Origin of the sequence: Brenneria roseae subsp. americana (assembly GCF_003115815.1) — a bacterium.
Lineage (GTDB): Bacteria > Pseudomonadota > Gammaproteobacteria > Enterobacterales > Enterobacteriaceae > Brenneria > Brenneria roseae.
Genome location: NZ_QDKJ01000004.1, coordinates 39,911 through 64,815 on the forward strand (window position 1 = coordinate 39,911; position 24,905 = coordinate 64,815).

General features: G+C 55.2%; 20 protein-coding genes. 13 read left to right on the forward strand and 7 right to left on the reverse strand.

Annotation, left to right across the window (positions count from 1 at the left end; genetic code table 11):
* Positions 1–11: 11 nt before the first annotated feature.
* From B4923_RS06120 to B4923_RS06140, 5 genes are all read right to left on the reverse strand, one after another.
* Positions 12–1,301, reverse strand: coding sequence for an ABC transporter permease (locus B4923_RS06120; RefSeq protein ID WP_109053482.1), 1,290 nt, complete (start codon positions 1,299–1,301; stop codon positions 12–14).
* 2 nt (positions 1,302–1,303) lie between these two features.
* Positions 1,304–2,701, reverse strand: a complete 1,398-nt coding sequence (locus tag B4923_RS06125) for a Fe-S-containing protein (protein ID WP_109053483.1) — start codon at positions 2,699–2,701, stop codon at positions 1,304–1,306.
* A gap of 177 nt (positions 2,702–2,878) precedes the next feature.
* Entirely contained in the window at positions 2,879–3,406 is a 528-nt protein-coding gene (locus B4923_RS06130; protein ID WP_109053484.1) for an iron transporter, read from the reverse strand.
* Between the two features lie 63 nt (positions 3,407–3,469).
* Positions 3,470–5,380 (reverse strand): FTR1 family iron permease, encoded by a 1,911-nt coding sequence (locus B4923_RS06135; RefSeq protein ID WP_109053709.1) that lies wholly within the window; start codon positions 5,378–5,380, stop codon positions 3,470–3,472.
* An 86-nt stretch (positions 5,381–5,466) separates the two neighbouring features.
* Positions 5,467–5,736: a HypC/HybG/HupF family hydrogenase formation chaperone gene (locus B4923_RS06140; RefSeq protein ID WP_109053485.1), complete on the reverse strand. Its 270-nt coding sequence runs from the start codon at positions 5,734–5,736 to the stop codon at positions 5,467–5,469.
* 465 nt (positions 5,737–6,201) lie between these two features.
* Here B4923_RS06140 and B4923_RS06145 point away from each other — a divergent pair, with 465 nt between their 5' ends.
* The 11 genes from B4923_RS06145 (at position 6,202) to hycI (ending at position 17,561) form a co-directional block, all read left to right on the forward strand.
* A complete protein-coding gene (locus tag B4923_RS06145; RefSeq protein WP_109053486.1) occupies positions 6,202–6,828 on the forward strand; it encodes a 4Fe-4S dicluster domain-containing protein in 627 nt (208 codons plus the stop codon).
* The gene (gene hyfB, locus B4923_RS06150; protein WP_109053487.1) at positions 6,825–8,843 is read left to right on the forward strand and encodes a hydrogenase 4 subunit B; all 2,019 of its coding nucleotides are present in this window, start codon (positions 6,825–6,827) and stop codon (positions 8,841–8,843) included. The genes B4923_RS06145 and hyfB overlap by 4 nt, the downstream gene beginning before the upstream one ends.
* Positions 8,844–8,910: 67 nt before the next feature.
* Positions 8,911–9,852 (forward strand): respiratory chain complex I subunit 1 family protein, encoded by a 942-nt coding sequence (locus B4923_RS06155; RefSeq protein WP_109053710.1) that lies wholly within the window; start codon positions 8,911–8,913, stop codon positions 9,850–9,852.
* Positions 9,853–9,868: 16 nt separating this feature from the next.
* Complete coding sequence (locus B4923_RS06160) at positions 9,869–11,323, forward strand: hydrogenase 4 subunit D (RefSeq protein WP_109053488.1); 1,455 nt, start codon at positions 9,869–9,871, stop codon at positions 11,321–11,323.
* A 9-nt stretch (positions 11,324–11,332) separates the two neighbouring features.
* Positions 11,333–11,983, forward strand: coding sequence for a hydrogenase 4 membrane subunit (gene hyfE / locus B4923_RS06165; RefSeq protein ID WP_109053489.1), 651 nt, complete (start codon positions 11,333–11,335; stop codon positions 11,981–11,983).
* A 5-nt stretch (positions 11,984–11,988) separates the two neighbouring features.
* On the forward strand, positions 11,989–13,557 hold the full coding sequence (locus tag B4923_RS06170; protein WP_109053490.1) for a hydrogenase 4 subunit F: 1,569 nt from the start codon (positions 11,989–11,991) through the stop codon (positions 13,555–13,557).
* A complete protein-coding gene (locus B4923_RS06175) occupies positions 13,550–15,289 on the forward strand; it encodes a hydrogenase large subunit (protein ID WP_281261831.1) in 1,740 nt (579 codons plus the stop codon). Before B4923_RS06170 ends, B4923_RS06175 begins: the two co-directional genes overlap by 8 nt.
* A gap of 11 nt (positions 15,290–15,300) precedes the next feature.
* Positions 15,301–15,885, forward strand: a complete 585-nt coding sequence (gene hyfH / locus B4923_RS06180; RefSeq protein WP_109053491.1) for a hydrogenase 4 subunit H — start codon at positions 15,301–15,303, stop codon at positions 15,883–15,885.
* Positions 15,882–16,667: an NADH-quinone oxidoreductase subunit B family protein gene (locus B4923_RS06185; protein WP_109053492.1), complete on the forward strand. Its 786-nt coding sequence runs from the start codon at positions 15,882–15,884 to the stop codon at positions 16,665–16,667. The genes hyfH and B4923_RS06185 overlap by 4 nt, the downstream gene beginning before the upstream one ends.
* A 2-nt stretch (positions 16,668–16,669) precedes the next feature.
* Complete coding sequence (locus B4923_RS06190; protein ID WP_109053493.1) at positions 16,670–17,092, forward strand: formate hydrogenlyase maturation HycH family protein; 423 nt, start codon at positions 16,670–16,672, stop codon at positions 17,090–17,092.
* Positions 17,085–17,561: a hydrogenase maturation peptidase HycI gene (hycI, locus tag B4923_RS06195; protein WP_109053494.1), complete on the forward strand. Its 477-nt coding sequence runs from the start codon at positions 17,085–17,087 to the stop codon at positions 17,559–17,561. The genes B4923_RS06190 and hycI overlap by 8 nt, the downstream gene beginning before the upstream one ends.
* A gap of 36 nt (positions 17,562–17,597) precedes the next feature.
* Here the strand turns inward: hycI and B4923_RS06200 are convergent, their stop codons facing one another.
* Complete coding sequence (locus B4923_RS06200) at positions 17,598–19,319, reverse strand: methyl-accepting chemotaxis protein (protein ID WP_109053495.1); 1,722 nt, start codon at positions 19,317–19,319, stop codon at positions 17,598–17,600.
* Between the two features lie 615 nt (positions 19,320–19,934).
* Between B4923_RS06200 and B4923_RS06205 the strand changes: the two genes are divergently transcribed.
* Positions 19,935–20,477, forward strand: a complete 543-nt coding sequence (locus tag B4923_RS06205; RefSeq protein ID WP_109053496.1) for a 4Fe-4S binding protein — start codon at positions 19,935–19,937, stop codon at positions 20,475–20,477.
* 37 nt (positions 20,478–20,514) lie between these two features.
* A complete protein-coding gene (fdhF, locus tag B4923_RS06210) occupies positions 20,515–22,665 on the forward strand; it encodes a formate dehydrogenase subunit alpha (protein ID WP_109053497.1) in 2,151 nt (716 codons plus the stop codon).
* Positions 22,666–22,705: 40 nt separating this feature from the next.
* Here the strand turns inward: fdhF and flhA are convergent, their stop codons facing one another.
* Positions 22,706–24,880, reverse strand: a complete 2,175-nt coding sequence (flhA, locus tag B4923_RS06215; RefSeq protein WP_109053712.1) for a formate hydrogenlyase transcriptional activator FlhA — start codon at positions 24,878–24,880, stop codon at positions 22,706–22,708.
* Between the last annotated feature and the right edge of the window lie 25 nt (positions 24,881–24,905).

The following is a 24,905-nucleotide window of genomic DNA, read 5'->3' on the forward strand; positions in this document are numbered from 1 at the left end:
TCATCCAGACATTAGCGGCCATACAGCACCTCCACCGGATAGAGTTTGGCGATACGGCGCGCCGGGAACCAGGTGCCGATCACCGCAATCAACATGGAAATCACCAGCACGCAAGGAATAACGATCCAGGCAAAACTGAGCGGCACGCCGAACAGCATCAAGCCAATGGCTTTCGCCAACCCCCACCCTGCTACGCAGCCCGCCATTCCGCCAATCAGGCCACTTAACGCCGCCTCCAGATAGAACAGCAGCATAATCTGCCATTGCCGCGCGCCTAATGCTTTCATCAGGCCAATTTCTCTGGCCCGCTCCATAATGGTACTGGTCATCAGCGAGGCAATTCCCATTGCCGCGGCAACCAGCGCAGCGAAGGTCACGACCGCCAGCAACAGTTGGATTTTGTCGATCACCACCCCTTCCGATGCCGCCACCTGCCAGATAGGCCGCACCACCGAACCGGAAATCGCTTCTTCCAACTGATGAGCAATTGAGGACACGTAGGCGGTGCAATACCAGAGGTCATATTCCTCGGCGTTCAGCGCCTCCAGATTTTCACGCGCCCGGCGGGAAAGCTCATTCTCCGGAACGGTCAGCGCCGAAACGCGGATCGCCTGCACCTTTCCTTCCAGCCCCAATAAGGATTGAACCGCCGCCAACGGCATCACCAGACGGCTTTCTTCATCGCCGCCGCTGCTGAGAATACCGCTGATACGCACCGTCATTTCGCCCTTCGGTCCACGTAACCGCAGCGTATCGCCAGTCTGCCAGCCATTTTGCTGCGCCAGCTGCTTACCAGCCAGCGCATCCACCGGCTTGCCTTGCGCAATGGGCTCCTGCGGCCAAACGCCGGCGACCTGCCAGTAAGGGCTGACCGCTATTTGTCCGGTGCGATAGTCTTCTTCATCCGGCACCGCCACGGGCTGAGAGAAAAAGGTTCCCAAAACCGCGATCGGCTGACCGTTAATCTCCACGTCGCCGCTCAGCAGAGGCGCAAACCCGACAATATTGTTACGCCAGAAAATATCCTTGATGTTGGGCAGTTCTGATTCATCCAGAAAATCCTGACCGTCCAGCGGATTGCTGCGTTCGCCAAACAGGGCGGGCAACGCCGCCTGTCCTGCCGGTTCGATCAGGATATTGGCGCCGTACGACTTTAACTCACGCGCCATTTTGTCGCCGATATCGATCGATACCGCCAGCAGAGCTGAAATCAACCCGGCAGCCAGAAAGACCGTCAGCACCGCCAGCGATTTACGCCGAACGTTTCTGCGCCAGGATTGACGTAACATGCGCCATAACATTGTTATTCCCCTTCCTCGTGATCGTCAGCCGCCGCGTTTGAGGTAACAAATTTCCCGGGGCTTTCACGAAAACGGTTGTAGTTCGCTTCCGTCGAGAAGAAATAGGTTTTACCGCCGTAGCGATACTTATGTTCCGCTTTCACGTTGGTGAGTTTTGATCCATCCACCGGATCAATAACATCCAGAGAAACTATCGTGCTGAAATAGTTGGTTCCCGCCGCCAGCGACGCCTGACCGATCACCAGTTCTTTTTCGTCATTGCTCCAGCCTTCGATTGGCACCGGGTTGCATCCCCCGGCTTTACCAATGGAAGGAATGAAAATGCGCACGTCACAGGCCACGCAAATAACCTGATTCCCTTCCATTACGTAGCCCTGATCGCCGCACAACAGGCAGGCATCGAAGACCACGCCCAGCCGCAGACGATCCGGATAGCGATTGATGACAAAAAAACGCACCGCCTTGCCATCGTCCGCAATCCAGACAAATCGATGCAGTTTGCCGTCACGGACCTGTTCAATCGGAATGTGTACCTGGCTATCTGCCGCCAGCGTCACCGGCAGCGCTTCAGATAACCGGGGAGGCTGTGACGCCACCTTGTCCCAGTAAAGCTGACTCAGCAGTACCACCAACAATGCAGCCAGCGTTGCCAGCACGGTACGCAGCGCATTACGGTAATCTGCCGTTGCCTTACGCTTTTCAATGGGATCGCGGAGTTCATCCATCCGACGATCGGCTTCCCGTAAAGGTATCAAATACGCGCCAGCCAGCGCCGACATCAGCAGCGCGCTGAGATAATTCAACAAGGGGGCGTTATTGGTGACATGCGCCACATAGCTTAGGCGCGGTTTGGTCAACCCCAGCACCTGCAATTTCATCAACAACAGTAACAATGTGCCGCTGGTCGGCAACATCAGCATAACAATCAATAGCATCAGCAGCGGCCAGCGCAATAGTTTAACGCGCCGCACAATCAGGCCGCAGAGGGCCGCACTGAAAACCAGCCACGCCAGCGCCACAATGATCGCGCTGAAATTCAGTAGCAAATCGGTGTTAACAACGTGCGTGGTGGTCAATGCGCTCAGGTTGGGATCGCTGCCCCAGTGAACGGCCGCACCGGCGACCAGAATGGCCTGCCACAGGTAACCGAGTCGAGGGTGGGAAAAGAACTGACTGACGAGGAACAGTATCAGGCCAATAGCCTGAACGACCGTTATCCACAGTTGAATCTGCGGCCCGTTGGGTAATCTCGCCCCCACCATCAATCCGGCAATCAATGCCAGTAACGTTATCCAGCCTAACGGTCTGATTTCAGGCGTGACGCGATGGCTCCAGTTCAACCCTAACAGCAGTGCTATCGGCAAAAAGGCCTGTAGTGTGGTAACAAAGAAATAACTCATATTCCCTTCATCTTTCAAGTTGCTGGCGTGTTGGCTTCCTTCCCCTTGAAATCTATTAGGTATAACGACGCACATTCAAGCGAAAAAGCGCACGCCCCTGATGGAGATACTGACAACATTGCCAACAGAGGCGTGAACATTACCGCGATTACGCAGTGAGCATAGAGGACAAGGTAATCACTTGATGCCGACGTATTTGAAATCAAAACTGACATCAAACGGTTTCCACCAGCGGCCGACACCGGTTTCACTGTCAGTATGACGATGCATCCCGGCTTTGGAAGGCGGCTCAATGTGGTAAACCACTTTGTAGTTGCCCACGCCCATCATTTTGATATTCGCGCCGTAGTGCGGACCATCGCTGGCGACCATCGGCATGAAGGTCCCTTCCTGCTTGGCGCCGGTGTCGATGTTGGTCAGGGTATAAGCGATGGTCAGGAAGGGCATCCATTCACCCGCGCCGAACCCATTCTTGTTGCCTTCCACCGCATGGATATCCGCTTCCAGATGGATATCCGATTTTGCCGCCGGCAGGCCCATACCGCGAGGTTCCATGTCGATCGGTTGCAGATAAACCGCCGCGATCTCCATTTCATTGATGGTGACCGCCTCTCCAGCCGGATATTCTTCAAACGCCAACGCTGCTGGTGCGGTGAAAAGACCGGCGATTATCGCGCCAGCAATCAGACTTTTTCGCATGTTCATTAACCTCATCCTCGTAAATGTAGAGATCATCTCTCGTTTTAGTGCTTTTCATCACTTCCAGAATCAAATCGCCGAGACTCGCCGCCGCATAACCCAAAGCGCGACTAACGCGGCAACCAATAACAACCCTTGCGGTATCAGCGTTTCTACATAGGGATAAATACCCAGCCAGCTGATTTCCGGAACGCCAATCAGCAGCGTCGGTTCAAACAGTTTCCCTTCAATCAACTCCAATACGCCTTTACCTGCGAAGACAAATGCCATCAGGTACATGAAACAGCCGGTGAACATAAAGAAAGGTTTCAGTGGCAGTTTGACCACGGTAAAACGCATGATCAGATAAGCGATGACCAGAATCACACACCCGATGACAAACCCGGCCAGAATGGAAAGGTGCCCCGCCATGTTGCTGGCATCGCCTACCAGCGCATAATAGAACAGTACGGTTTCCGCACCTTCACGATAGACCGCCAGGAAGCTGGTCAGCCACAACCCCACCATCGAACCGCTGCTCAACGAATGCGACAGTTTGCCTTCCAGATAGGCTTTCCAGTGCCGGGCTTCCACTTTTGAAAGCAGCCAATAGCTCATGAAGAACAGCATCACGACGGCGATCAGCATGGTGACGCCCTCCAGCAGTTCACGGCTGGCGCCTGAATTAGTAAACAGCAGTTGGAAAATGACGGCCGTGATAACGCTGCACAGCAGCGCAACATAGACGGACTGACGAATCAGCGGCAGCTTGTCGTGGTGGTTGTTTTTCACCAGATAAGCAACGATGGCCGCCACGATCAGCAGCGCTTCCATCCCTTCACGCACAATGATCAGCAGGCTGTATATCAACAGGCTCCAGTGCGTCTCGTCGCCGTCGCCCAGCATGGTGACCGCATTCGCCAGATCCTGTTGCAACGCATCCGCCTGCGCCTGGAGTTGCTCAATCGGCTGCCCGGCGCTCATCAGGCTGACCAAACGGGTAAAATATCCTTCCAACGTGGATTTGAATGCCGCGTCGCGGGAACCAATTTTGTTCTCCATGCCGGTGGCTTCAAACAGGTCAAAATAAGTATCCTGCACGGCCATGATGGCCGGTTTAACCTGACCCTGACGGTATTTTTCCAGTGCGGCGGCAATGGCCTGATTGATATCGTTTGTGACTTTCTCCCAGTTCGCGTCAGGGATCCCATCATCGCCCGATACGCTATCGCCCGCAGGCGCCGCAGTGACAGGCTGGGAATCGCGGGTGGTCGGCAACCCCGGCAGCACATCTTCGATATCCTGTATTAACGTCGTGACGCGATAAGCCACATCGGTCAGTTGATCAGGCTGGCTTGTCAGCGCGATCAGCGCAGTAAATTGCTGATTGATGGACGCGGCCTGCTGAGCAGAGCGATTCTGCCGTACCGACATTTCCATTTCAGAGTTTTTAAATCCGTCATAGTGCGCTTGCTGCACGCTCTGACTGGCCTTTTTGTAATCTCCGGCCTGATATTCACTGACCGCCTGAGCCAGTTGATCGTCGATAATCTTGAAGCTTTGTTGCCAGTACAGCGCAATATCGGCGTTGTCATAGGCGCCGTGCTGCTCCTGCGCCACCAGCCGGTGCCCGTCCGACAGAACGGGGAGCACGGCGGTCAGTTCGTCTTTCAGCCAGGTAATCTTTGCCTGAACCTCGTCCTGCGGCTTGCCCTCGCCAATCATGCGGCGAATTTCACCGAAGGTTGATTCCAGTTGATAGCTTTTTTGCGCGGAGATATTGATGCGGATTGGTCCTTCAAGGTTTTCAAACACCTCGAAATAGGCCATCTGCACTTCGACACGGGCGTCGTCCGGCTTTTGCTGCTCGTACAATTGCGCCGTTTTATCCAGTCTGGACTGGATATCTTGAATAAAGGTGGCGTAATCCGCCGCAGCGGCAGCCATGGAACTGGTAAACAGCCAGCACAACAGGAGAAAAATCTTTTGCCAGTTGGACATATGCATTGGATGGAGCGTTAATGATAGTTATTCTTATTATCACTTTGCTAATCGAAGAAGTCTTGATTTACATCACTAACAGCATATTATTGACGCAAAAAAATTGTAACATCTTGTTCCAGCTCCTCCATTTGCCGTAAAGCGTCCAATGTCGCATGCGCTTCTTTCTCATCCAGACGACTCATGGCAAACCCGACGTGAACCAGAACCCATTGCCCAATCAGTGGTTCACTGCCGATGCCATCCGCCACCAAAGCAATGTTCACCTCACGCCGGACGCCGCATACATCAACCCACGCCGACGGTTGTTCCGCGTTGGCTATCGCTACCACTTTTCCGGGAATGCCTAAGCACATGATGATTTTCCAGTCGCAAGAAAGTAAATCATCTCTTGCAATATTTATGCCATGACTGAATTTTATCGTAATAAAACCATCGCCAACGCCGCATGGCTTATGGATTTCTTTACATTCAACCTTAGTTAATTTACATAAAAATCCAGTTTTTATTTTGCCGGGAACCCAACGATTTATGCGGGTTCAGCGCGTATTTCGTGCGCGGGAAGCAAGGGATTTTCATGCCACGCCCCGCACGCGCCCTGTCACCGCGCTTTGGCTTTTGGCGGAACGGGGCCGCTCCGCGCTGCCCTCGTCAAAAGTGTCGACACGACTGTCGAAGCGCTCAGCATCCTCCCGTTTTTAATAACGCCTTCTCACTCAATCCCTTATGTCATGCGGCCCGCCGCACGGCTTCCGTGACGTGGCACAGAATATGCTTTGACGCAGCTAACCTTAATCGATTCCCCCCCGGAGAATATGGCTATGAACCGCTTCGTCATTGCGGATCCTAAACGCTGTATCGGATGCAATACCTGCATGGCCGCCTGCACTCAGGTACATCGCCGCCAGGGATTACAAACGCATCCGCGCCTGACGGTAGAACGCGACCTTGCCGGCACCACGCCGGTATTATGCCGACATTGCGAAGAAGCGCCTTGTGCCAAGGTATGCCCGGTTAACGCCATTACGCATCAGGATCAGGCGGTGGTGTTGGACGAAAATACCTGTATCGGTTGCAAACTTTGCGCCATTGCCTGCCCCTTTGGGGCGATCACCCCATCAGGCAGTAAGCCGTTGGCCATCCCGGAAACCTTCCGCCAGCACATCCCGCGCGCCGAGCTCTCCGATGTTCCGGTCAGCGTCGCCTCCATCAATCCCCTTCTGGCCTGGAACGCGGGCGTACGCAGCGTCGCGGTGAAATGCGACTTATGTGCTTTTCAGGCCCAGGGGCCGGAATGTGTTCGCGTGTGTCCCACCAACGCGCTGTTCATCATCGACGATCAGCAAATTGAACAGTCCATCGCGGCGAAACGTCGGCAAGCCATGGAGTGGCCTGCCGGCAACGTACCTTTCCCACCGGCCGAACCTTTGCGGGGGAACAAATTATGATGACTTCTCTGGAATGGTTGGCCCTATCTCTGGTGCTGTATTGCGCCGGCGCGGTAGCGTCGCTTTGTCTGTCCCGCCATGAATCACTGGCAATTCTGTGCAGCGGCGTCAGTGCCGCGCTCGGCGGACTGTGCGGCCTTGCCGCCGTGCTGCCCGTACTGCTTGATGGGCAAGTGTTGACGGCCGCCTTCGCCGGACCGTTTGCCGACATTGCGCATTTAACCCTGCGGCTGGACGCGCTGTCCGCGTTCATGGTGCTGGTGATTTCCCTGCTGGTGATCGTCACCTCGCTCTACTCGCTGGCCTATTTACAGGAGTATCGCGGACGAGCATGGGCGATGGGTTTCTTCATGAACCTGTTTATTGCCTCGATGGTGGCGTTGGTGGTTACCGACAATGCCTTCTACTTCATTATCCTGTTTGAAGTGATGTCGCTCAGCTCTTACTTTCTGGTGATTTCCGATCAGGATGACGAAGCCATTAATGCCGGGCTACTGTACTTTCTGATCGCCCATGCTGGTTCCGTATTGATCATGATCGCCTTCTTCCTGCTCTACCGGCACAGCAACAGCCTTGATTTCGCCGACTTCCGGCAGGCATCGCTCTCCGCCCCTCAGGCTTCCATCGTCTTCCTGCTGGCTTTTTTTGGTTTCGGGGCCAAAGCCGGGATGCTGCCGTTACACGGCTGGCTGCCGCGCGCGCACCCGGCGGCGCCGTCTCATGCGTCGGCGTTAATGTCGGGCGTGATGGTGAAAATCGGCATTTTCGGCATCATCAAAGTAGGCATCGACCTGCTGGGGGCGACGGAAATCTGGTGGGGCGTCGTGGTGCTGGCGTTTGGCGCCGTCTCCTCCGTTCTGGGTGTGCTGTACGCGCTGGCTGAACACGACATCAAACGTTTACTGGCCTATCACACCGTTGAAAATATCGGCATCATTCTGATGGGGGTCGGCGTTGGCATGATCGGCATCGCGACCCACCATCCTCTGCTCGCCGTTCTTGGCCTGCTCGGCGGGCTGTACCATCTGCTCAACCATGCCGTCTTTAAAGGATTACTGTTTCTCGGCGCCGGCGCCGTCATTTACCGGCTGCACACCAAAGATATGGAGAAAATGGGCGGGCTGGCGCGTTTGATGCCTTATACCGCGATGGCTTTCCTCGTCGGCTGCATGGCCATTTCGGCATTGCCCCCACTGAACGGATTTGTCAGTGAATGGTTTACCTATCAGTCCTTGTTTACCCTCAGCCACGAAGGCAGCTTCGCTCTGCGTCTTGTCGCACCGATCGCCATCGTCATGCTGGCGATTACCGGCGCGCTGGCCGCCATGTGTTTTGTCAAAGTGTACGGCATCAGTTTTTCTGGCGCTCCCCGCAGTGAGAAAGCGGCGCAGGCCAAAGAAGTGCCCTGGCCGATGACCGCCGCCATGCTGCTGCTGGCGCTGCTGTGCATATTACTCGGCGTCGGCGCCAGCGAAATTGCGCCAGCGATCGCGCAGGTTGCCGCCAGCCTGACCAAAAGCGCCGTGCCCACGGTCGCGCAAGGTTCACTGGTCTTCCCCGGCAATCCCGGCCAGACCACGCTATCGACACCGCTTATTTTCATTCTGCTGCTGGCTTTGCCGCTGCTGCCGTTGCTGCTGTATGTCGGCTGCAAAGGCACGCGGCTGAATTTCCGTCAGCGTGGAACACCCTGGGCCTGTGGCTATGCTTATGAACCCGCCATGGCCGCCTCTGCCGCCAGCTTTACCCAGCCGCTGCGCGTGATGTTCGCGCCGCTCTACCGGATGCGGAAAACGCTGGACCCCGCGCCGATGATGCAAAACGCGCTGGAGCAAACCACGCTGGCCGCCGAACGGACGGAACCGTTATGGGATACCCGACTCGTGCTGCCGTTGGTGAATGGGGTGCAGAAAGCCAGCCGGGCAATTCAATGGATTCAGCATGGCGATTTCCGACTCTACTGCCTGTATGTCGTCGCCGCACTGGTGATCTTGCTGTTGGTGACAATGGCCTAAGGAGAACATGATGATCGCTGAAAGCTCAATCACCGGAACGCTCGCCGCCGAAGGCGCTCCCGTGCTGATGGCGCCGCTCTCCACCCTGATACTCTGCGCCGCTATTCAGGCATTATGCCTGTTGGCTATCGCGCCGCTGATGTCCGGTATGGCAAGGGTTATCCGCGCTAAAATGCACTCACGCCAGGGGCCGGGCGTGTTGCAGGATTACCGCGACATTTTCAAATTACTGAAGCGGCAGAATGTCTCCCCTCAGCATGCGGGCGGCGTATTTCGGCTGATGCCCTACATCCTGATCGGCACGATGCTGCTGGTCGCCATGACGTTACCCATCGTGACGTGGATCTCCCCGTTTGGTGCAGGGGGCGATGTCATTACCCTGCTGTATCTGTTCGCGCTGTTCCGCTTCTTCTTTGCCCTGGCCGGGCTGGACTCCGGCAGTTCCTTTGCCGGTATCGGCGCCAGCCGCGAACTGACGCTCGGTATTCTGGTTGAACCCATCCTGATTCTGGCGCTGCTGGTTGTCGCGCTGATTGCCGGCTCCACCAACATCGGCAACATCAGCAGCATACTGGCAAGCCGCCCCTGGCTATCCCCTACCGCCACGCTGATGGCTTTACTGGCCTGCGCGTTCGCCACCTTTATCGAAATGGGAAAAATTCCGTTCGATGTGGCGGAGGCCGAACAGGAGTTGCAGGAAGGCCCGTTAACGGAATATTCCGGAGCCGGACTGGCGCTGGTGAAATGGGGCATCAGCCTGAAACAGGTCGTGGTGGCGGCGTTGTTTCTGTCGATCTTCATACCCTTTGGCAAGGCAGAAACCTTTACGCTGGCCGCACTGATCGTTGGAACGATCGCGTTTGTCATCAAGCTGACCGTCGTGTTTTTCGTCGCGGCCTTAATCGAGAACAGTCTGGCCCGCGGGCGTTTCCTGCTGACGGGGCATGTGACATGGCTGGGCTTTGGCGTGGCGGCGCTGGCGTTCGTTTTTTATCTCACCGGTCTATAAGGAGTAAGCATTCATCATGGAGACGTTTATCATAAAGAATGTTGCCCTTGCGACCATCCTGCTGCCATTCATTGGCGCATTGTTGATCGCCGCCCTGCCGCAACGGCAGGCCAAGTGGTTGTGCTGCCTGTTTTCCCTGCTGGCGACGCTTGGCATGGGGTGGCTGGCCGGTGATTATTTCGCCAGCGGCAAAATCGATGTGGTCTACACCTTGTACCGCTATGGTCAGGCCGATCTGTTCGGGTTTCAGTTCGACAGACTCAGCCTGCTGATTGGCTTTGCCGTTGTCTTTCTCGGTTTGTTGGTCAGCATTTATTCAACCGGCTATCTGACGTTGGGCAACCGTGAACATCCGCATGAAGGCACTAACCGTTATTACGCGTTTCTGCTGGTGTTTATCGGCGCGATGGCCGGGTTAACGCTGTCATCCACCCTGCTCGGGCAACTGCTGTTCTTCGAAATTACCGGCGGCTGTTCCTGGGCGTTAATCGGCTATTATCAGACACCGAAATCCCTGCGTTCGGCGCTGAAAGCCTTACTGATCACCCACGTTGCCTCCATTGGGCTGTATCTGGCGGCAGCCTGGCTGTTTGTGAATACCGGCACTTTCGCGCTGAGCGCCCTGTCGCAGCTGGATACCGATGGCAAGATCATCGTATTCGGCGGCATCCTGTTCGCCGCATGGGGGAAATCCGCCCAGCTGCCACTACACATGTGGTTGCCGGATGCGATGGAAGCGCCAACCCCCGTCAGTGCTTATCTGCACGCGGCGTCAATGGTGAAAGTCGGGGTCTATATTTTTGCCCGCGCGATTTTATCGGCAGAACAGGTGCCGCACATCATTGGTTATGTCGGCATCGTGATGGCGACCATCACGCTGATTTATGGCTTTATCATGTATCTGCCGCAAAAAGACATGAAGCGGTTGCTGGCCTACTCCACCATTACCCAGCTTTCCTACATTTTCTTTGCCCTGTCGCTGGCGATATTCGGCTCGCGTATGGCATTTGATGCCGGCGTGGCTTACATCTTCAACCATGCTTTCGCCAAGAGCCTGTTTTTCCTGGTGGCGGGCGCGCTCAGCTACAGTTGCGGAACCCGTATGCTGCCGAAGCTGAAAGGCATGATACGGAAACTACCGCTGCTGGGGGTCGGCTTTTGCGTCGCCGCCCTGGCGATTACCGGCGTACCGCCGTTTAACGGTTTCTTCAGCAAGTTCCCTCTGTTTGCCGCCGGTTTCTCGCTGTCACGGGAATACGTCTGGCTGTTGCCTCTGCTCATTATCACGCTGATTGAATCGGTCGCCAGTTTTGCCTGGTTCCTCTACTGGTTCGGTCGCACCGTGCCGGGAGAGCCGTCCGAAGAAATCGCCGCCGCCACGCCCGTGCCCTGGGCTATGCAGAGTGTACTCATCGTGCTGATTGTCATGTCAGTCTGTTCAAGCGTTATTGCCGCCGTCTGGCTGAGCTAAGGATGAATGATGACGGGATCTTTGGTAGTTAATAATCTGGCCGGGCTGCTGATCATTACCTCTCTGTTGGTGATCGCCGCCCGTCGCCCCACGCTCTCCGCCTGGTTATACGCCGCGCAGTCGCTGGTTCTGGTGCTGATTTTCGTCTCGCTGGCCGATCTGTTACAAGCACATGAGCTGTATCTGTGGTCGGTGAGTGCGTTCATCACCAAAGTGGTGCTGGTCCCGGTCATTATGTACCGGGCATTCCGCAAACTGGATGATCCGCTGGCAGATGGCGGCGTGGTCAGCCCGGTGGTCATCCTGCTACTGGCGACGTTGATTGTGGTGCTGTGCTACTTCGTGGTTGAACCGGTAACACTGCCGATGGTCAGCGCGCTGAAACCCGCGCTGGCCGTATCGCTCGGTCACTTCATGATCGGCCTGCTGTGCATCGTGACGCAACGCAACATCCTCAAACAGGTTTTCGGCTATTGCCTGATGGAAAACGGCGCGCACCTGACGCTGGCCCTGCTGGCGAACCGCGCGCCGGAACTGGTGGAAATCGGCATTGCGACCGATGCGATTTTCGCGGTGATCGTGATGGCGCTGATGGCCCGTAAAATCTACCGGACGCTCCACACGCTGGACGTACGGCAACTGACGGCGCTGAAAGGGTGAATGACATGACCAATACCGATTTGTTTCTCATCCTGCTTGCAACGCCGTTCATTACCTCGCTGCTGGCCTTTCTCTGCCGATTGGCGGGCGATCGCTCCTACACACTGGTAAGCGCGATCCACCTGCTCGGCATTACCGCCCTGCTGGTCGCGTCCCTGTCGCTGGTATGGCAGGTGTATCAGGATGGCGAAATGCTGGCGATGCACGACTGGCTGCATCTCGACAGCCTGAGCGCCCTGTTTCTGGCGATCCTCGGCGTGATTGGCTTCATCACCGGTATTTACTCGATCGGTTATATGCGCCACGAAGTGAACGGCGGTGAAATCACGCTCACGACGCTGTGTTATTACTACGGTTTTTTCCATCTCTTTCTCTTCACCATGCTGTTGGTGATTACCAGCAATAACCTGATTCTGATGTGGGCCGCTATCGAAGCCACCACGTTGAGTTCCGCTTTTCTGGTCGGGCTGTACGGACAGCGTTCTTCACTGGAAGCGGCCTGGAAATACATCATTATCTGTACCGTCGGCGTGGCATTCGGGCTATACGGCACGGTGCTGGTGTACGCCAATGCGGCCAGCGTCATGGCGGAGCCGGGCAACGCTATTTTCTGGACGGAGGTGTTGAAACACGCGGGTGAGCTGGACGGCACCCTGATGCATCTGGCGTTTATCTTCATCCTGATCGGCTTTGGCACCAAAACCGGATTATTCCCGATGCACGCCTGGCTGCCGGATGCCCACAGCGAAGCCCCCAGCCCGACGAGTGCATTGCTCTCCGCCGTACTGCTCAACTGCGCGCTATTGGTGATTGTGCGGTACTACATCATCGTCAGCGCCGCCATCGGTTCCGAATTTCCGCGCCATCTGCTGCTGGTATTCGGCATGTTGTCGGTAGCGGTCGCCGCGTTCCTGATCCTGGTGCAGCGCGATATGAAACGCCTGCTGGCCTATTCAAGCGTGGAAAATATGGGCCTGATCGCCGTCGCGCTGGGGATCGGCGGACCGCTGGGGATCCTCGCTGCTCTGCTGCATACCCTGAATCACAGTCTGGCAAAAACGCTGTTGTTCTGCGGCTCCGGCAACGTACTGCTGAAATACGGTACGCGCGACATGGACGCAGTGAAGGGCATCATGCGCGTTACGCCGCTCACCGGCGCCCTGCTGGCCGGTGGCGCGTTGGCGCTTGGCGGGATGCCGCCTTTCAACATTTTCCTCAGTGAGTTTATGACGGTCAGCGCCGGCATTAGCGCCGGATACGTCTGGCTGGTCATCACACTGCTGATCCTGCTGACCATCGTGCTGGCCGGATTGGTGCGCATGGTTGCCGGTACGGTGCTGGGCAGCAGCCCGGAAGCGGTCAGCAAGGGGGAACTGGGCATACTGACCACCGCGCCGATGGTGCTGCTGTTAGTGCTCATGTTGGTGATGGGAACGCATATTCCGCAGCCGGTGATCCAACTGCTGGAAAACGCCACCACCGTGGTACAGAACGTCCCCCCGGATAACCGCCTTACGCCATTGGCAGAGCATTTGTCGTTAACCCCTTCCCGTCAGGAGATGTACCGTGATTAATGAACCCGCTGTTTCCAGCCAGATTTCTCCTGCTGATAAACTTGGCGCAGGCTATGCCGCGCAGGTCAGGCAGAAATTTCCGGCTGCCATACTGGAAGAAGCATGGCAAACGCATAATCAGCTTACTCTGACGGTGAAACTGAATACGCTGCCGGAAGTCGTCGAATTCCTTTACTACCAGCAAGGCGGCTGGTTATCCGTACTGTTTGGCAACGATGAACGCTCACTGAACGGCTGTTTCGCCATCTATTACGTTCTGTCGATGGAGGCGGGAGAAAAGTGCTGGGTCATTGTCAAAGCGTTGGTTAATGCGGATAACCCGGAATTCCCGTCAGTGACGCCTCGCGTACCGGCCGCCGTTTGGGGAGAGCGCGAAGTCCGCGATATGTATGGTTTGATCCCGGTTGGCCTGCCCGACGAGCGTCGTCTGGTGCTGCCGGACGACTGGCCGGACGATCTCTATCCGCTGCGTAAAGACGCCATGGACTACCGCCAGCGCCCCGCGCCAACCCGCGAAGAAGAGTCCTACTCGTTCATTAACGAAGGCAGCGGTGAAGCCCGCGTGGTGCCAATCGGCCCCTTGCATATTACGTCTGACGAACCCGGCCATTTTCGTCTGTTTGTCGATGGAGAACAGATTATCGATGCGGACTATCGGCTGTTCTACGTCCATCGCGGTATGGAAAAGCTGGCGGAAACGCGCATGGGCTACAACGAAGTCACGTTCCTGTCAGACCGGGTGTGCGGCATCTGCGGTTTTACCCACAGCGTGGCTTACACCTCTTCGATTGAAAATTCGCTGGGGATCGTGGTGCCTGCGCGGGCGCACAGTATCCGCAGCGTGTTGCTGGAAGTGGAACGCCTGCACAGCCATCTGCTGAATATCGGGCTCTCCAGCCACTTTGTGGGCTTCGATACCGGCTTCATGCAATTCTTCCGCATTCGCGAGAAATCGATGACCATCGCCGAGATGCTGACCGGCGCGCGTAAAACCTACGGACTCAACCTGATTGGCGGTATCCGCCGCGATATCCTGAAAGACGACCGGTTGAAAACCATCAAGCTGATTAAGGAGATGCGCGCCGATATCACCCAGCTTTCCGACATGCTGCTCAGCACCCCGAATATGCTGCAACGCACGCAGGGCATCGGCATTCTTGATAAGAAAGTCGCCCGCGATTACAGCCCGGTCGGCCCGATGATCCGCGCCAGCGGCTTCAAACGGGATATGCGCATCGATCATCCGTATGCCGGTTATCTGGATCTGCCGATGGAACTGCATCATCTGGATGCGGGCGACGTGTACTCGCGGGTGCTGGTGCGGGTGCGGGAAGTATTCACCTCACTGGCGATGATTGAATACGGTCTGGACAACCTACCGGAAGGGCCGCTGCTTAACGAACATTTCACCTACCAGCCACACAAGTTCGCGCTGGGCTTTTGCGAAGCGCCGCGCGGCGAAGACGTGCACTGGAGTATGACCGGCGATAATCAAAAGCTGTTCCGCTGGCGCTGTCGTGCCGCTACCTACGCCAACTGGCCGGTGCTGCGCTATATGCTGCGCGGCAACACCGTTTCCGACGCGCCGCTGATCATCGGCAGTCTTGACCCCTGTTACTCCTGTACCGATCGGGTCACGCTGATCGACATACGCAAACAGAAAGTCACCACGGTGCCCTATAAAGAAATGGAACGTTACGGTCTGGAACGTACCCACTCGCCGCTTAAGTAGAGGGATGAATCATGCTGAAACTGTTTAAAACCATCCTCCAGGCGGGCAACAGTACGGTGAAATACCCGTTCAAACCGCTGGAGGTCTCAGCGGGGTTTCGCGGCAAGCCACAGTACGACGCCAAACAGTGTATCGCGTGCGCCGCCTGCACCATGGCCTGCCCGGCCAATGCGTTGACCATGGAAACCGACATCGTCAGCGGCACCCGAACCTGGCAGCTGTTTCTGGGGCGCTGCATTTTCTGCGGGCGCTGCGAGGAAGTCTGCCCGACGCGCGCCATCGTGCTGTCGTCGGAGTTCGAGATGGCCGTCAGCAGCAAGGCCGATCTCTACCAGCGAGCCACCTTTACCCTGCTGGACTGCCGCGTCTGCCACCGCCCGTTCGCGCCGAAAAAAGAGGTGGAATACGCCATGGCGCTGCTGATGCAGTCGGGTCTGTCCGCGGAGGAAATGGAATCACAACGTTCCCACTTTGAAACCTGCCCGGAATGCAAACGTAAACAGAATATGAACCACCGGGGCAATGTCATGCTGAGCCAGCATCTTTCTCCGGCGGCCAGCCGATCCCCCATCTCGTTGAAAGGGAGCAAATCATGAGCACCCTGCCTACCGGCGTCGATCACTACCGCACCACCCCTATTGCGCTGGATGAACAGACGCAAAAACTCAAGAAAACGCTGCTGAAGGACATTCAGCGTTCCGCTTACGTTTACCGCGTCGACTGCGGTGGTTGCAACGGTTGCGAAATCGAAATCTTCGCCGCCATTACGCCGCTGTTTGATGCAGAACGTTTTGGCATCAAAGTCGTCGCATCGCCACGTCACGCCGATATTCTGCTGTTTACCGGCGCCGTCACCCGCGCGATGCGTACGCCCGCGCTGCGAGCTTACGAATCAGCACCCGATCCGAAAATTTGTATCTCCTATGGCGCCTGTGGCTGCGGCGGCGGGATCTTCCATGACCTGTATTGCGTCTGGGGCGGCAGCGACACCATCGTGCCGATTGATGTCTACATTCCCGGCTGCCCGCCGACGCCGGGCGCCACCATTTACGGTTTTGCCGTCGCACTCGGGTTGCTGGAGCAGAAACTGCACGGCAGCGACCATCATCAGAGCGGGAACGAACAAGCCGCTTTAATTCATCCTGACGTACCGTTGGATCTGCGTATCCTGCTGGAGCGGGAGGCCCGGCGCATGGCGGGATATCGTCAGGGTCGGGAAATCAGCGATGCGTTTCTGGCCCGGTTGGAAAATCAGCCGCTGGACGGGTTGGATCGGCGCATCGCCAGTTGGCTGCAAGAGCATAACGATCCACGTCTGAATGAGATTGTCGGGCAGTTACAGCAAATCTATCTATCGTTAGTGCGGGGAGAACGGTAACAATGAGCGCACAGGTTATTTTTTATGCACTGAGCCAGAAGTTTCTCGACACCAAAGATACGTCTGACGCCCAAAATAGTATGCCGGAACAGGCCCAGCAGGTGATGTATTACTCACTGGCTATCGGCCATCACGTTGGCGTTATCGATTGTCTGAAAAAGATACTCATCTGTCCGCAGGCCGACTATCAGCGCTGGATAGCGCAACTTCCTGAAGGAGAGGCGCAGCGAAAAATGGCGGGCCTGATGAAATTCGGTGAAATCACCATCGATAACAGCCATACCAAACTGCTGGGCCACGCGTTCGGCTCCCTCTCCGTTGAACAGGATCGCTATGTGGCATGGACGCAAACGCTGCTGGAGTATCTGAGCGCCATTGAGCGGGAAACCGCACTCTATGTCATGGTGAAACGTATTGATGACTGAAATTGAATGCCGTAGTGAAAATATCGTGTTGACCGTCGGAAACAGCATGATGGGCGACGACGGTGCCGGGCCATTATTAGCCGAACGAATGACACAACAACCGGTGGCGGGATGGTCGGTCATTGACGGTGGCGCCATTCCCGAAAATGCAGTACATACGCTGCGCGCGCGGTGCCCCAAACGGCTATTGGTCGTCGATGCCACTGACATGGGGCTGGCCCCCGGTGAAATCCGCATCGTCGATCCACAGCGTATTGCGGAAGATATGCTGATGAACACTCACAATCTGCCGCTGAATTTCCTGATCGATCAGCTAAAGGAAGACATTCCCGAGGTGATTTTTATTGGTATCCAGCCTGCGCTGGTGGCGTTCTATTTTCCGCTTAGCGCAGAAGTCGAACAGGCGGTGGAGCGGCTTTATCACCGTTTGGGAGACTGGCAGGGAAACGGCGGCTTGCAGGTGTTGTAGCGGCCCAGACGGTGCTCAATCGGGGCCGCTGCGCGGTCAGAACTTCTCCCAATTATCGTGATGCCGGCCACCGGCAGATAGCAAGGGGGCATGGTTACTTACGGCATTATTACTCACGACATGGTTATTCACGACATGGTTACTCACTATCGCGGGCTGCGTCAGCGTCGCGGCGAGCGAAGAACGTAATGGCGGGGTCGCGCTATCGCCCTCAAGGTGGAAAACATCCACCGCGGCGGAAAGTTCATCGGTTTGGACATCCAGTTGCGCCGCCGCTTCTGCCGCTTCAACCACCAGCGCCGCGTTCTGCTGCGTGACGCTATCCATTTCGTGAACGGCCTGGCTAATCTGGGTAATGCCTCTGCTTTGCTCATCAGTCGCGGCGGCAATTTCAGCAATCAGATCGTTCACATGGGAAATGGCATCAATAATCGAGGTGGTTGCCTCACCAGACTGTTTCACCTGCTCCGCCCCCGCGGCAACCCGGGACACCGACTCCGCAATCAGATCCTCTATCTCTTTCGCCGCCTGCGCACTACGCTGCGCCAGAGTACGCACTTCACCCGCGACCACCGCAAACCCCCGGCCCTGCTCACCCGCACGGGCGGCCTCGACCGCCGCATTGAGCGCCAGAATATTGGTCTGGAACGCAATACCGTTGATAACGGTCGTGATGTCTGAAATCTGGTGCGAACTGGCGCTGATATTTTCCATGGTTTCCATCACGTTACTACTGATCCTGCCGCCCTTCTGCGCGATATCCGCCGCATTCTGCGCCAGCTTACGGGCATGATGAACATGTTCCGTGGTTTGCTTCACGGTGGAGCTGATCTGTTCCATGCTGGCAGCCGTTTGCTGTAGCGCCGCAGCCTGTTGTTCAGTACGGCTGGAGAGGTTGTCATTCCCCTCCTTGATATGCGAGGTTCCCAAACTGATTTCCGTCGCTCCCTGACGAATAACCGTTACCGTATCACGCAAACTTTTCTGCAACCGTTTGATATCCGGTATTAACCTCCCGGCACAGTTCTGACCGAATTCGACTAATTCAACTCCCAGTCGCCCCGCGGTCAACTGCGCCAAATGCGACTTCAGTACGCCAATCGGCCTAACCAGATAGCTTTTCAGATAGAATTCGGTAAACAGCAGGAGCAAGAGACCAATAATCATGGCGGCAATCAGCATGTTTTGATTATTTCGGTTGTGATTGTTCACCAGCGGAATCAGCGATGATGCGGCCATTTCATCGGTGTATCGCTTTACCTCGTCGCCAAAAGTTTGATTGATTTGGGGATAAACCGAACGGAATAGCTGACGAAAGGCGGCAATATCATTACGCTGTAATGCGCTATTCATCGGCTCAATCACCGACGTCACTAACGACGTCCAGGTATTATTGAGGGAATCGACCGTCGAGCGCGCCACGCCGATATGTTCTGACGATTTAAAATTCTCCAGCGCATCATGAACGTTTTTTATAGCAACCTGCGCTGTTGCCAGTGTTTTTCTGGCATTTTCCGGATCGTCATTCTGGAAATAATCTTCCACCCGCTCCAATCGACTAATCGATTGAAAATATTGCTCATTTCCATAAACCAGCTGTGCATAAGTTTTCTTTTGGATTTCACTTTTATCAAGTAAATTTGCAACCTGATTAAGCGAGTAAAAATTAAAACCTACCACCACGCCCCAAATAATCAACAGAAAAGCAATAATAATTAGCACCATAATTCTTATGCTAATATCTTTTAGAAAACTCATAATACACCCCATGAATTTATTAAATACATTGCATACCAGACCGATCTCTGGAAAGTATTTATTTTTTTGATCATTGCTACTGTATCGCCCTGGCGTTTCACATTCGTGGAGCAAACGTGAATACCCAGACGTTCCGGGATCCCTGATTCAGATACCGATAAAAAGAAAATTGGAGAGGTTTCAAAAGCTCATTAATACTCACAGCGTGAGAGCCTTCCCTGTTTTTATCGATACCCAATAGATTTCAAGATGCAGGAACGCGGCAATTTGAAAGATGGCGGGTATAAGTCCAGTTATTGAAATAAAGTATAGACACTAACGGCCGAAGGTGAGAGATCTCCCCCCGTTTCGTGATGAATTTATTGCGTTCTTACAAAAAAAAGTTGAGCCAGATAACGTCGTCAAATCTGCCGACCCTTTGCTTGTTACCATCGTCACCATTGACACATCCATCGCAATTCGCTGATTAAATCGCATAAATATTTTTAATATTCAATCAGTTAAAATAACCTTTCTTTTCCTGGCATAAACCCTGCTTTATATAGGGCGAGGTGTCACTACACGATTATTTCGACACCACTGTTTTTCATCTGAGCCCAGGTCGGAGACGATGTCATGAATCGGTTCGTTATTGCAGACCCCAGGAAATGTATTGGCTGTCGCACTTGCGAAATTGCTTGTGTGCTGGCCCACAGCGACGGGAAGACGGCCTCGTTATCCCCGGAACACTTTTCGCCGCGCCTCAGCGTCGTTAAAGGGCTGAACATCAGCACCCCCATTCAATGCCGTCAGTGTGAAGACGCGCCTTGCGCCAACGTTTGCCCGAATGGCGCCATCATTCATGCCGATGACTATATTCAGATACAGCAGGAAAAATGCATCGGCTGTAAAACCTGCGTCGTCGCCTGTCCTTACGGCGCCATGACCGTGATCAGTAAACCGGTCGCCCGTATCAGCCATTATCAGGGACTGGGTAACTGTATCAAAGCCGAGGCGCAGAAATGCGACCTTTGCGCGGGACGAGCCGCCGGTCCGGCCTGCATTGAGGTTTGTCCAACCAAAGCACTATACATGATCAGCCGTGATGATATTCAGGCCATGATCCAACGAAAACAACGGCGTGCGGCGCTTGATGAAGCCGCAGGAATGCAGTTCTGAACGGTGCCGTACGGTACGCTGAAGGAGAAGAATCATCATGCATAAAGTGATCACCGTCTGTCCTTATTGCGGGTCAGGCTGCAAAATCAACCTGCTGGTTGAAAACGGCAAAGTGGTTGGCGCAGAGGGGGCCAACGGCGTTACCAACGAAGGTGAACTGTGCCTCAAAGGCTATTACGGCTGGGATTTTCTGAACGACACCAAGCTACTGACCCCGCGGCTGAAACAACCGCTGATTCGCCGCCAAAAAGGAGCGCCGTTTGAGGCGGTATCCTGGGATGAAGCCATCAAATTCGCCAGTTCCCGCCTGAAAGCGATTAAAGAGAAATACGGCGCCGACGCTATCATGCATACCGGCTCATCCCGCGGGCCGGGTAACGAAACCAACTATGTGATGCAGAAGTTCGCGCGTGCCGTAACCGGCAATAACAATGTCGACTGCTGCGCCCGCGTCTGCCACGGTCCTTCGGTCGCCGGCTTGCAGGTGACGCTGGGTAACGGGGCCATGAGTAATTCCATCTGCGAAATCGAGCATACCGAATGTATTCTGGTCTTTGGCTATAACGCCGCCGATTCGCATCCCATCGTGGCCCGCCGCATCCTGAAAGCCAAAGAGCGCGGCGCCAAAATCATTGTGTGCGACCCTCGCCACATTGAAACCGCACGTATCGCCGACCTGTGGCTACCGCTGAACAATGGCTCCAACATGGCGCTGGTCAACGCGTTTGCCAACGTGCTGATTAATGAAGGCCTTTACAACAGGGAGTATGTGGCACGCCATACCGAAGGGTTCGAGGAATATAGCCAGATCGTCGCCAAATATACGCCGGAATATGTCGCAGAAATCACCGGCTTGTCGCCACAGCTGATTCGTGATGCCATGCGGATGTACTCCGCGGCGCCTTCCGCCACCATTTTGTGGGGCATGGGCGTGACCCAATGGGGTCAGGGGGTTGATGTGGTGAAAGGCCTGTCCGGTCTGGCGTTGCTGACGGGAAATTTGGGTCGTCCGAACGTGGGTGTCGGTCCGGTGCGCGGTCAGAATAACGTGCAGGGGGCCTGTGATATGGGCGCGCTGCCCAATGTGTACCCCGGTTATCAAAAAGTGACGGACCACGAGGTTCTGGACAAGTTTGCCAAAGCCTGGGGCGTCCCCAGCCTGTCCGACAAGATAGGTTATTCCCTGACCGATGTGCCGCACAAGATTAAAGAAGGCAAAATCAAAGCCAACTACGTGATGGGTGAAGATCCACTGCAAACCGAGCCGGATCTGTCCATGATGCGTCAAGCCTTCAACGAGCTGGAACTGCTGATTGTGCAAGACATTTTTATGACCAAAACCGCGTCAGTAGCCGACGTGATTTTGCCTGCCACCTCCTGGGGGGAACACGAAGGGGTCTATTCCGCCGCCGACCGCGGCTTCCAGCGTTTCTACAAAGCGGTTGAGCCACAGGGCGACGTTAAGCCGGACTGGGAAATCATCAGCCTGATGGCAACCGCGCTCGGCTATCCGATGCACTACAACAATACGCAGGAAATCTGGGACGAACTTCGTCATCTCTGCCCGCTGTATTACGGCGCAACCTACGAAAAAATGGCCGGATTGGGCTATGTGCCCTGGCCGTGCACCACGGAAGACAGCCCGGGAACACCGTGGTTGTACGAAGGGAACAAGTTTGACCGCCCTGGCGGCAAAGGCCTGCTGTTCGCGACCGAATGGCGACCGCCGATGGAGCTGGTGGATGAGAACTATCCGCTGGTGCTGTGTACCGTGCGCGAAGTGGGACACTATTCCTGCCGTTCGATGACGGGTAACTGCACCGCCTTGCAAACGCTGGCTGATGAACCCGGCTATGTACAGGTCAACCCGGAAGATGCCGAGCGGATAGGCCTGCGCGATCAGCAATTAACCTGGGTTTCCTCACGGCGCGGTAAAGTCATTACGCGTGTTTCCGTCAGTGAGCGGGTCAATAAGGGCGCAGTTTACATGACCTACCAGTGGTGGATTGGCGCCTGTAACGAGCTGACGCTGGATCACCTCGATCCGATTTCCAAAACGCCGGAATACAAGTATTGCGCCGTCAAACTGGAAGCCATCGAGGATCAGCAGGCGGCAGAAAATTATGTGCAGCAGGAATACAGTGAATTGAAAGCGCGTCTGCGCAGAACTGCGGAAGAAGTAAACTAGACTCACCTTGCCCGGCGGCCAGGCTTCTGGCCGCCATCTTTCACTCCATATCTTCAATCGCCTTAACCGAAATGCCCATCCGCTGCATACGCGATAGCAGGGTTGTACGCTTCAAACCCAGTTTAGCGGCGGCACCTTTCGGCCCGGCGACGATGCCGTTAGTTTCCCTTAACACCCGGATAATGCGCTGACGTTCAGACTCTTCTTCGTCATCTTCCATTACCGGTGGCGCTATCGGCGCGTCTGGTGCGACAACAGGAGAAGGCTTCGGCGTTTCCAATGGCGCAAAGTGATGCTGTAGTTCAGCTAACTGCAAATTCAACGTCGTGCCTTTTGTGAGGATCACCGCCCTTTCAATCACATTTTCCAGCTCGCGCACATTGCCCGGCCAGGGGAGTCTGCTCAACTGACGCAGCATTTCAGATGGAATACTGTCAATGGTGCGGTTCATACGGCGCGCGATCTTGCGGGTAAAAAACTTCACCAGCAGCGGAATATCCTCTGGCCGCTCACGCAGCGGAGGGATCACAATCGGGAAGACATTCAGACGATAATACAGATCGCTGCGGTATTCCCGATCGGCCACCATCTGTTTCAGGTCACGGTTAGTGGCCGCAATCAGGCGAACATCCACCGGAATCACCTTGCTTCCGCCCAAGCGTTCAATCTCCCGTTCCTGCAAAACACGCAGCAGTTTAGGCTGCAATTCCAGCGGAATATCCCCTACTTCATCCAGAAACAGCGTACTTTTATCCGCCAGTTCAAAGCGCCCCTGACGCTGGCTTGTTGCCCCGGTAAAAGCGCCTTTCTCATGACCGAACAGATCGCTCTCCAGTAAACCGGACGGGATCGCCGCACAATTCATCTTCACCATACGATGGGCATTGCGCAGGCTCAGGTTGTGGATCGCGCGGGCTATCAGCTCTTTTCCTGTTCCCGTCTCCCCGAGGATCAGAACGGTGCTATCGCTCACGGCCACCATTTCCACCTGTTCCAGCACCTGACGAATCGCCGCGCTACGACCAATAATTTCACCGAATGCCTCACCGCCCACGCTTTGGGTACGTTCAGTGAGCTGTTCCGTCAGATAGAAATTCTCGTGGATCAGACTGTCCTTCAAACGGGTGATCTGCTCGTAGGCCAGCGCATTATCCAGAGCGATAGCAATGCGCGCCGCAATCTGCCGCAGCAATTTTATGTCCGCACTGCTGACCGATAAATCACTGCCGTGCGCCAGTTCCAAAACGCCCAGCACGCGATTGCCAAACGCCAACGGCAGCAGACAGGCATGCTTCAATCCGCTGTCAAACCACTGCGCCAGATAGCGCGCATGTTCTGGCGAATTCAGATCATTGTCGCGATCGATCAACAGAACATCATTGTTCTTCATGACTTCTTCCGCCCGCGTTTCCGACAGCCTGAGCGTGCCTTCGCCTGACTGCGGCGAGCGTCCCGAAAGGTAATGCGTGGCGTAATATTTAAGCGTCTTATCGTCGTCATCGCTGTCGCGTAATGTCAGCGCCACAAAATCAATCCCGAAAAAACGGTGAATCTCTTTGGAAACTTCCTGCGCCAGCGCCTTCAGCTCCAGTTTGGAAATCACGGTATTCGTCACATCAACCAGAATACGGAAGTGATCGCGTTCATGGCGTAGCCGCTCCTCCTCGCGCTGTGCCAGCGTCCGCTCGCCAATATGCTCCAGCGCCAGCGTAATCACGTCGGTAAGGGATTGAAAGAAAGTTATTTCACTGTCATCAAACAGGCTGCCGTCTGTTTTAATGAATTCGACACCGCCCAATGAACGCTGGGGGGACGCCAGCAGGGGAAACTGGCAATAGTCGCTGAGCCCGGCATAAGCCGGTTGCCCCATCAGGTGGGAGAATTCGCGCTGGAAATGCGCCCGGCTGCAATGCAACGGCGTATGGGTGTTCCACACGACACCGCCCGGCCCATCCAATAACAGGATGGTTTCTTCACTACAGATCGTTTTGTTCCCGCTACGGTCGTAGCGATAAAGCAGGGTTTGGTTACGAAGCGGATCGATCAGAAGCAGATTGACGCGCCCGAATCGCACGACTGAAAAAGACAAACTATCCAACACTTGCAGCAATGCTTCGATACTGCGTTGTTGCAGCAAAGTTTGTGACACCTTCAGTAAGGCGTCCTGCCACAGAATCGACAACCGTGATGGGGAATCTGTCAGTCGTATCGCCATAACCACCGCAATTAAAATCAACATA

Excerpts from the sequence above, each read along its gene's own strand:
- B4923_RS06120 (WP_109053482.1), bottom strand. The coding sequence starts at position 1,301 with ATGTTATGGCGCATGTTACGTCAATCCTGGCGCAGAAACGTTCGGCGT.
- B4923_RS06125 (WP_109053483.1), bottom strand. The coding sequence starts at position 2,701 with ATGAGTTATTTCTTTGTTACCACACTACAGGCCTTTTTGCCGATAGCA.
- B4923_RS06130 (WP_109053484.1), bottom strand. The coding sequence starts at position 3,406 with ATGAACATGCGAAAAAGTCTGATTGCTGGCGCGATAATCGCCGGTCTT.
- B4923_RS06135 (WP_109053709.1), bottom strand. The coding sequence starts at position 5,380 with ATGTCCAACTGGCAAAAGATTTTTCTCCTGTTGTGCTGGCTGTTTACC.
- B4923_RS06140 (WP_109053485.1), bottom strand. The coding sequence starts at position 5,736 with ATGTGCTTAGGCATTCCCGGAAAAGTGGTAGCGATAGCCAACGCGGAA.
- B4923_RS06145 (WP_109053486.1), top strand. The coding sequence starts at position 6,202 with ATGAACCGCTTCGTCATTGCGGATCCTAAACGCTGTATCGGATGCAAT.
- hyfB (WP_109053487.1), top strand. The coding sequence starts at position 6,825 with ATGATGACTTCTCTGGAATGGTTGGCCCTATCTCTGGTGCTGTATTGC.
- B4923_RS06155 (WP_109053710.1), top strand. The coding sequence starts at position 8,911 with ATGGCGCCGCTCTCCACCCTGATACTCTGCGCCGCTATTCAGGCATTA.
- B4923_RS06160 (WP_109053488.1), top strand. The coding sequence starts at position 9,869 with ATGGAGACGTTTATCATAAAGAATGTTGCCCTTGCGACCATCCTGCTG.
- hyfE (WP_109053489.1), top strand. The coding sequence starts at position 11,333 with ATGACGGGATCTTTGGTAGTTAATAATCTGGCCGGGCTGCTGATCATT.
- B4923_RS06170 (WP_109053490.1), top strand. The coding sequence starts at position 11,989 with ATGACCAATACCGATTTGTTTCTCATCCTGCTTGCAACGCCGTTCATT.
- hyfH (WP_109053491.1), top strand. The coding sequence starts at position 15,301 with ATGCTGAAACTGTTTAAAACCATCCTCCAGGCGGGCAACAGTACGGTG.
- B4923_RS06185 (WP_109053492.1), top strand. The coding sequence starts at position 15,882 with ATGAGCACCCTGCCTACCGGCGTCGATCACTACCGCACCACCCCTATT.
- B4923_RS06190 (WP_109053493.1), top strand. The coding sequence starts at position 16,670 with ATGAGCGCACAGGTTATTTTTTATGCACTGAGCCAGAAGTTTCTCGAC.
- hycI (WP_109053494.1), top strand. The coding sequence starts at position 17,085 with ATGACTGAAATTGAATGCCGTAGTGAAAATATCGTGTTGACCGTCGGA.
- B4923_RS06200 (WP_109053495.1), bottom strand. The coding sequence starts at position 19,319 with ATGAGTTTTCTAAAAGATATTAGCATAAGAATTATGGTGCTAATTATT.
- B4923_RS06205 (WP_109053496.1), top strand. The coding sequence starts at position 19,935 with ATGAATCGGTTCGTTATTGCAGACCCCAGGAAATGTATTGGCTGTCGC.
- fdhF (WP_109053497.1), top strand. The coding sequence starts at position 20,515 with ATGCATAAAGTGATCACCGTCTGTCCTTATTGCGGGTCAGGCTGCAAA.
- flhA (WP_109053712.1), bottom strand. The coding sequence starts at position 24,880 with ATGGCGATACGACTGACAGATTCCCCATCACGGTTGTCGATTCTGTGG.